Origin of the sequence: Actinomadura violacea, assembly GCF_017573465.1 — a bacterium.
Classification (GTDB): Bacteria; Actinomycetota; Actinomycetes; order Streptosporangiales; family Streptosporangiaceae; genus Spirillospora; species Spirillospora violacea.
In genome coordinates this window covers 453886-459953 of sequence record NZ_JAGEPF010000001.1, presented here as the reverse complement: position 1 = coordinate 459953, position 6068 = coordinate 453886, and the positions used below count along the sequence as shown (strand labels likewise).

The 6068-nt window shown below is 69.0% G+C and carries 6 protein-coding genes and 1 tRNA gene; 2 read left to right on the top strand and 5 right to left on the bottom strand.

Translation table 11 applies throughout. The features are described 5' to 3' along the window. Positions 1 to 197 precede the first annotated feature (197 nt). Complete coding sequence (locus J4709_RS02245) at positions 198 to 1649, bottom strand: MFS transporter (RefSeq protein WP_208236261.1); 1452 nt, start codon at positions 1647 to 1649, stop codon at positions 198 to 200. A 102-nt stretch (positions 1650 to 1751) separates the two neighbouring features. On the opposite strand from J4709_RS02245, the gene J4709_RS02240 reads away from it, so the two are divergent. Next, positions 1752 to 2135 carry a MarR family winged helix-turn-helix transcriptional regulator gene (locus tag J4709_RS02240; protein ID WP_307800876.1) on the top strand — a complete coding sequence of 128 codons (384 nt, stop codon included), beginning with the start codon at positions 1752 to 1754 and terminating at the stop codon, positions 2133 to 2135. 37 nt (positions 2136 to 2172) lie between these two features. Here the strand turns inward: J4709_RS02240 and J4709_RS02235 are convergent, their stop codons facing one another. Together J4709_RS02235 and J4709_RS02230 are read right to left on the bottom strand one after the other, a co-directional pair. Next, on the bottom strand, positions 2173 to 2820 hold the full coding sequence (locus tag J4709_RS02235; protein ID WP_208236259.1) for a response regulator: 648 nt from the start codon (positions 2818 to 2820) through the stop codon (positions 2173 to 2175). Then, entirely contained in the window at positions 2817 to 3782 is a 966-nt protein-coding gene (locus J4709_RS02230; protein WP_232382784.1) for a sensor histidine kinase, read from the bottom strand. Before J4709_RS02230 ends, J4709_RS02235 begins: the two co-directional genes overlap by 4 nt. Before the next feature lie 244 nt (positions 3783 to 4026). Here J4709_RS02230 and J4709_RS02225 point away from each other — a divergent pair, with 244 nt between their 5' ends. Continuing rightward, the gene (locus tag J4709_RS02225) at positions 4027 to 5229 is read left to right on the top strand and encodes a glycosyltransferase 87 family protein (RefSeq protein ID WP_208236255.1); all 1203 of its coding nucleotides are present in this window, start codon (positions 4027 to 4029) and stop codon (positions 5227 to 5229) included. Here the strand turns inward: J4709_RS02225 and J4709_RS02220 are convergent. Both J4709_RS02220 and J4709_RS02215 read right to left on the bottom strand, forming a co-directional pair. Next, on the bottom strand, positions 5226 to 5822 hold the full coding sequence (locus J4709_RS02220; RefSeq protein ID WP_307800875.1) for a GNAT family N-acetyltransferase: 597 nt from the start codon (positions 5820 to 5822) through the stop codon (positions 5226 to 5228). The two genes, J4709_RS02225 and J4709_RS02220, sit on opposite strands and share 4 nt — an antisense overlap. Before the next feature lie 135 nt (positions 5823 to 5957). Beyond that, a tRNA-Thr gene (locus J4709_RS02215) sits at positions 5958 to 6033 on the bottom strand. Between the last annotated feature and the right edge of the window lie 35 nt (positions 6034 to 6068).

Below are 6068 nucleotides of genomic sequence, written 5' to 3'. Positions count from 1 at the left end.
GCAGTGGACGGCCGACGCAGTGGACGGCCGACGCAGTGGACGGCCGACGCAGTGGACGGCCGACGCAGTGGACGGCCGACGCAGTGGACGGCCGACGCAGTGGACGGCCGACGCAGTGGACGGCCGACGCAGTGGACGGCCGAAGGGCGGCTTCCCGTTTGGGAAGCCGCCCCGGTGGTCCGGCAGGCGGAAGGGGGTCAGGCGCGCTTTGCGCGGGTGAGGCGGAGCAGCGGGATCAGGTTCAGCACCAGGCCGACCACTGCGACGCCGCTGACCAGGTTGACGCCCGGGTGGAACTCGGCGAAGTCGCCGCCTCCACCGCTGGTGCCGCCCGCGACGAGGGCGGTCACCACGGCGAGGACCAGGGCCGCGCCGACCTGGCCGGACGTCTGGACCAGGCCGGAGGCCAGGCCCTGCTCGGAGTCGTCGATGCCGTCGGTCGCCTGGGCCATGATCGAGCTGAAGCCGAACGCGAAGCCGCCGCCCAGCAGGAGCATCGTCGGCAGGATGGTGAAGGCGTAATGCGGGGTGTTCCCGGCGGTGGCCAGGAACCACACGTACCCGAGGCTCAGCGAGGTCATGGAGCTGGTGATCAGCCGCGGCGTCCCGTAGCGGTCGATCAGTCGGCCGACGAACGGGGAGCCGAAGGCCACGATGAGCCCGGCGGGCAGCAGCGCCATCGCCATCTTGAGCGGCGACCAGTGCAGGACGTCCTGCAGGTACAGGGTCATCATGAACTGGAAGCTCAGGTAGGAGCCGAACAGCGCGACGATGCTGAGGTTGGCGCGGACGATGCTGCCGATCCGCAGGATGCCGAGCCGGATCAGCGGGTGCCGCACCTTGTTCTCGGTGACGACGAAGCCGATCAGCAGGGCGGCGGCGAGCGCCACGGAGCCGAGCGTGACCGGGTCGAGCCAGCCGCGGTCCGGCGCCGAGACGACGGTGTAGACGGCGAGGAGCATGCCGCCGGTCAGCGTGACGGCGCCGACGAGGTCGTGGCCGCCGTCGGCCGCGGGCTTGTCGCGCGGGATCAGGGCGATGCCCGCGACGAGCGCGACCAGGGCGAGCGGGACGGGGGTCAGGAACGTCCAGCGCCAGCCGAAGCTGGTGAGCAGGCCGCCCAGGATCAGCCCGGAGGAGTAGCCGCTCGCGCCGAAGACCGAGAAGACCGACAGCGCCCTGTTGCGGGCGCGGCCCTCATGGAAGGTGGTGGTCAGGATGGACAGGGCGGTCGGCGCGGTGAACGCGGCGGCCAGGCCCTTGACGAAGCGGGTGACGATGAGCAGCGTCCCGTCGCTGACCAGGCCGCCCACCAGCGACGCGACGGCGAACACGGCCAGCGCGGTGAGGAAGACCCGGCGGCGGCCGAGGAGGTCGGCGGTGCGCCCGCCGAGCAGCAGCAGGCTGCCGTAGCCGAGGACGTAGCCGTTCACGATCCATTGCAGCGACGTGGTGGACAGGCCGAGCTCGGTTCCGATCGACGGGAGCGCGACGCCGACCATGGAGACGTCGAGTCCGTCGAGGAAGAGCACGGCGCACAGCACCGCGAGGACTCCCCACAGCCGGGGGGTCCAGGCCTGTTCGGCCGGCGCGCTCGCGGCGGCCGGCCCGCGGACGGCAGAGGCGGGTGAGGTGTCGGTGATAGTCACGTCGGAGGACAGTACATGCACATGCATTCAATGTCCAAGCATAAATTTCGAGCGAACTTAATGCGTGTGCATCTGATGCGCACGCATGCTAAGATGCGCGGCATGGAGTCGGAGGCGGCCCTGGTGGGCCGGTGGCGCGAGCTGGCGACCTGCTACAACACGGTCGCCTGCGATCTCGACCGCACTCTGCAGGAGGCGCACGGCCTGAGCATGAGCGAGTTCGAGACGCTCGACAGGCTCGTCGAGGTCGACTGTGAGAAGCGCCGCATGCAGGAGATCGCCGCGGCGATGTACCTCAGCCAGAGCGCGCTGTCACGGACGGTCGCCCGGCTGGAGAAGCACGGCCTGGTCGAGCGAGTGATGTGCGAGTCCGATCGCCGCGGCGTGTTCGTCGCCGTGACCGAGGCCGGCCGCGAGCGGCACGCCGAGGCGCACAAGACCCACATCGAGGTCCTCGCCAGGCACCTGCCCGCGCCCGTCTCCTGACCCGTCCGGCGAGCGGAGGCCGAAGGCCCCGGCCGCCTCACGCAGGCGGCCTGACCAGACCCAGTTCGTAGGCGATGATGACGAGCTGGACGCGGTCGCGCGCACCGAGCTTGGCGAGCAGCCGCGCGACGTGCGCCTTGGCCGTCGCCACGCTGATGACCAGCTCCGCCGCGATCTCCTGGTTGGACAGGCCACGCCCGACCAGGGTGAGGACCTCGCGTTCGCGCTCGGTGACGCCGTCGACGGGCCGCGCCGCCCTGGGCGCCGGTTCCGGACGCGCCGCGAACTCCTCGATCAGCTTCTTGGTGACGCTCGGCGCGATCAGGGCCTCCCCGTTCGCGACGACGCGGATCGCCGCGAGGATCTCCTCCAGCGCCATGTCCTTGACGAGGAACCCGCTGGCGCCCGCCCTGAGCGAGCCGTAGACGTACTCGTCATCGTCGAACGTGGTCAGCATCAGGACGTGCGCCGTCTCGATCCGCCGGGTCGCCTCGATGCCGTCCATGTCGGGCATCCGGATGTCCATCACGACGACGTCGGGGCGCGTCTCCTCCACCAGCGCGACCGCCTCGGCGCCCGTCCCGGCCTCACCGACGATCTCCATGTCGGGGGTGTCGGCCATGAGGACGCGCAGGCCGGCACGGATCAACGGCTGATCATCCGCGAGCACGATGCGGATCGTCATGCCACCGCCGCCGGTAGGGGGATGCGCGCCGCCACCCGGAACCCGCCTCCCGGGCACGGCCCCGCGGTGAACTCGCCGCGCAGCAGCGCGACCCGCTCCCGCATCCCGACGATGCCGTACCCGGTCCCGACCACGCCGCCGCGGCCGTCGTCGGCGATCTCGACGGCCAGTTCCTCGCCGCGGTAGTCGACCGTCACCCGGCAGCGCTCGGTGCCCGCGTGGCGGACGACGTTCGTGACGGCCTCCTGGACGATCCGGTAGGCCGACAGATCCACGTCCGGCGGGAGCGGCCGCGGCTCTCCCACCTTCCGGACCTCGACCTCGACGCCCGCGTCCCTCGTCGCCGCGGCCAGGCGGTCGAGATCGGCCAGGCCAGGGGCAGGACCGAGCGGTGCGGCGCCCGTGTCGTCCTTGCGAAGGGCGGTGAGCATCCTGCGCAACCCGGACAGGGTGTCGCGGCTGGTCGCCTCGATCGCGTCGAGGGCGTTGCGTGCCTCCACCGGCTGCGTGTCGATCACCCGTCCGCCCACGCCGGCCTGGATCGCGATGATGCCGATGCTGTGCGCGACCATGTCGTGCAGTTCCCGCGCGATCCGGAGCCGCTCGGCCGCGACGGCCTGCGCCGTGGCCTGCTCGCGGAGCATCTCCGCGTGCGCCCGCCGCGCGCGGATGGAGTCCCCCGTCATCCACGTCACGGCCATCGCCAGGAGGACGGTGACGTGGAACATCGCGTCCGCGGACAGCCACACGAGAACGGACAGGACCTGCAGCACGCCGGTGACGACGGCGACGGAGACCGAGAGCCTCCGCTCGCGTGCCACCGCGATGTAACCGACCGCGAGATCGGTGAGCAGTATCTCCAACCCGCCGATCGCCCCGCTCCGCGTCTGCATGAGGGCGACGATCCAGGCGAGGAGCAAGATCCCGTGGGCCACCAGCGGACGCCGCCTCAGCAACGCCATGACCAGCGCCGTGAGACCGGCCGACAGAAGCATGGCCGCCTGGCCGGGGAACCTCGAAGGGGAGACCGTTATGTACAGGACACCGGGATAGAGGACTGCCCCGCACCAGGCCAGGACCGTCCCGGCGGCTGGGCGCGCTCGACGCCGCGGCAGGGCTGACATGCGCCGATCGTAACCTTCGGCCGCCCGCCCGCACATTGGCCCGCAGGCGTAATCCTCCAGGCTGTGAACAGCGGCGATAAATGTGTCCGACGGCCCGATGCCCGGCCGCAACGCCGTCGGCACCGTTGTCTCCATGAAACGCTGGGCGTCGTTCCTTTTGGCCTTCGAGATCCTGGGAGTCGCGCTCCTCTCGGCGATGTACGACTCGCTCGATTTCCGCATCTATTGGCTGGGAGGACACGTCGTCACGGACGGCTCCCGCCTTTACCAGGAGCGAATCGCAGGCCTCTGGTTCACCAACACCCCCTTCATGGCGACACTGTTCAGACCTCTCGCCGCATTGCCGCTCACCTTCGCCCGGATACTGTGGCAAGCGGCTGCGTTCGCGGCGTTCGTCTGGGTCTGCTCCCTGACAGTGAAACTAGCCGGCCGCCGCCCGCCGCTCGTCGCGGTCGTGGCCGCCGGCCTGCTTCTGGAGCCCGTCTGGCACTCCTTCTTCCTCGGCCAGGTCAACCTCTTCCTCCTGGCCCTCGTCCTCGCCGACATGCACCGGGCGGCCCTCGGCCGTCCGGCCGGGATCGGCATAGGAATCGCCACCGCGATCAAGCTGACACCGGGCATCTTCATCGTCCTGCTACTGCTCACGAGAAGGACCAAGGACGCCGTCACTTCCCTTGCCACTTTCGCCGTCTGCACCTTGCTCGCCTACGCGATCGCACCGGACGCGTCCCGCGTTTACTGGCTGCACACCTTCTTCGACACGTCACGCGTCGGCGTCACGTACATCAGCAACCAGTCCCCTTATGGCGCGTTGGCCCGCATGCTCCATGGCACAGCCGAGATAGGCAACTGGTATACCGCCATCCCGCTGGTCATCGGCGCTTCCGGCCTGGCGATCGCCGCACTTTGGGCAAGGCGCGGCGACTGGCTGAGCGCCACCGCGGTCACGGGCGTGACCGGCCTGCTCGTCTCCCCCATTTCCTGGGCGCACCACTGGGTGTGGATCGTCCCGGTCCTGGCCGTCCTCCTCCGCGACGAGCACACGAAGACCGCATTGGCGGGCTGCGCCATCTTCGCCCTTTCCCCCTTGTGGTGGACGCCCCACAACGGAGACCCGCGTGAATACGGCCTCCATCTCCTGACACCGGTAGCCAACTGCTACCTCATCGCCGGCCTGTACTTCCTCGCCCACATGACCGTCCGCCTACGCCACGAACACGACACTCTCGTTGCCTCTTCACCGTTCAGACACCCGGACGCTCGTCCGCAACGAGCGGTCACCTAGCGTTCTGGCAACGTTGCGTGTGGAGGCGTCGGCCTGATGTCGATCATGGTGTTGGTGATCGCCCATCTTTCGTGGTCCCGCCAAGCGCCATCGATGTACAGCAACTCGGGACAGCAGCCCTCATAGCGAAAGCCGACCTTCCGAACCAGCTTGAGGGAGGCGTGGTTATCGGGCTGGATCTGCGCTTCGAGCCGGTGAACCTGCAACTGCTCGAAGGCGTAGCGCACCACCAGCGTGAGTCCTTCGGTCATGTAGCCCTGGCCGGCGGTAGGAGCAAAGGCGGCATAGGCGATGGACCCGGACTGGAACCGTCCCCGAATGATGCTGTTGATGTTGACCACACCGGCGATGGCTCCACTGCCGCGCACGCAGACCAATACCGACTCTTCGTCGGGCTGCGCGTACCGTGTGAGGTAAGCCTGGTACTGCTCTGGCGTGGACGGCAGAGACACCCATGGGCGATGCAGGTCCGTGCTGGCGTTCACCAAGGCGAGGAACTCGTCTTGATCGCGGCCGGCGAGGTGACGCAGAGTCACCCGGCTGAAGGTGCTCGATTGGTCGGCTTTAAAGGCCTCGATCCCCGCATCGTCCACGGATGGGACGATACCGGGCGCGCGGGGAAACAGGACGGTTGCGAGGCCGGACGGCGGGGCGGCCGTCGGCGACCGCGAAGCAGACGCCACTGTTAGCCGAAGACCCCTTGCGGTGATCGCAAGGGGTCTTCGAGGTGGAGCCGCCTATCGGAATCGAACCGATGACCTATTCATTACGAGTGAATCGCTCTGCCGACTGAGCTAAGGCGGCGCACCGTGCGGAACACGGCTGGATGCAGTCTACCG

Bases quoted from the DNA above. Each gene is read 5' to 3' on its own strand.
- J4709_RS02240 (WP_307800876.1), top strand. From the start codon at position 1,752: ATGGAGTCGGAGGCGGCCCTGGTGGGCCGGTGGCGCGAGCTGGCGACC.
- J4709_RS02235 (WP_208236259.1), bottom strand. From the start codon at position 2,820: ATGACGATCCGCATCGTGCTCGCGGATGATCAGCCGTTGATCCGTGCC.
- J4709_RS02230 (WP_232382784.1), bottom strand. From the start codon at position 3,782: ATGGCGTTGCTGAGGCGGCGTCCGCTGGTGGCCCACGGGATCTTGCTC.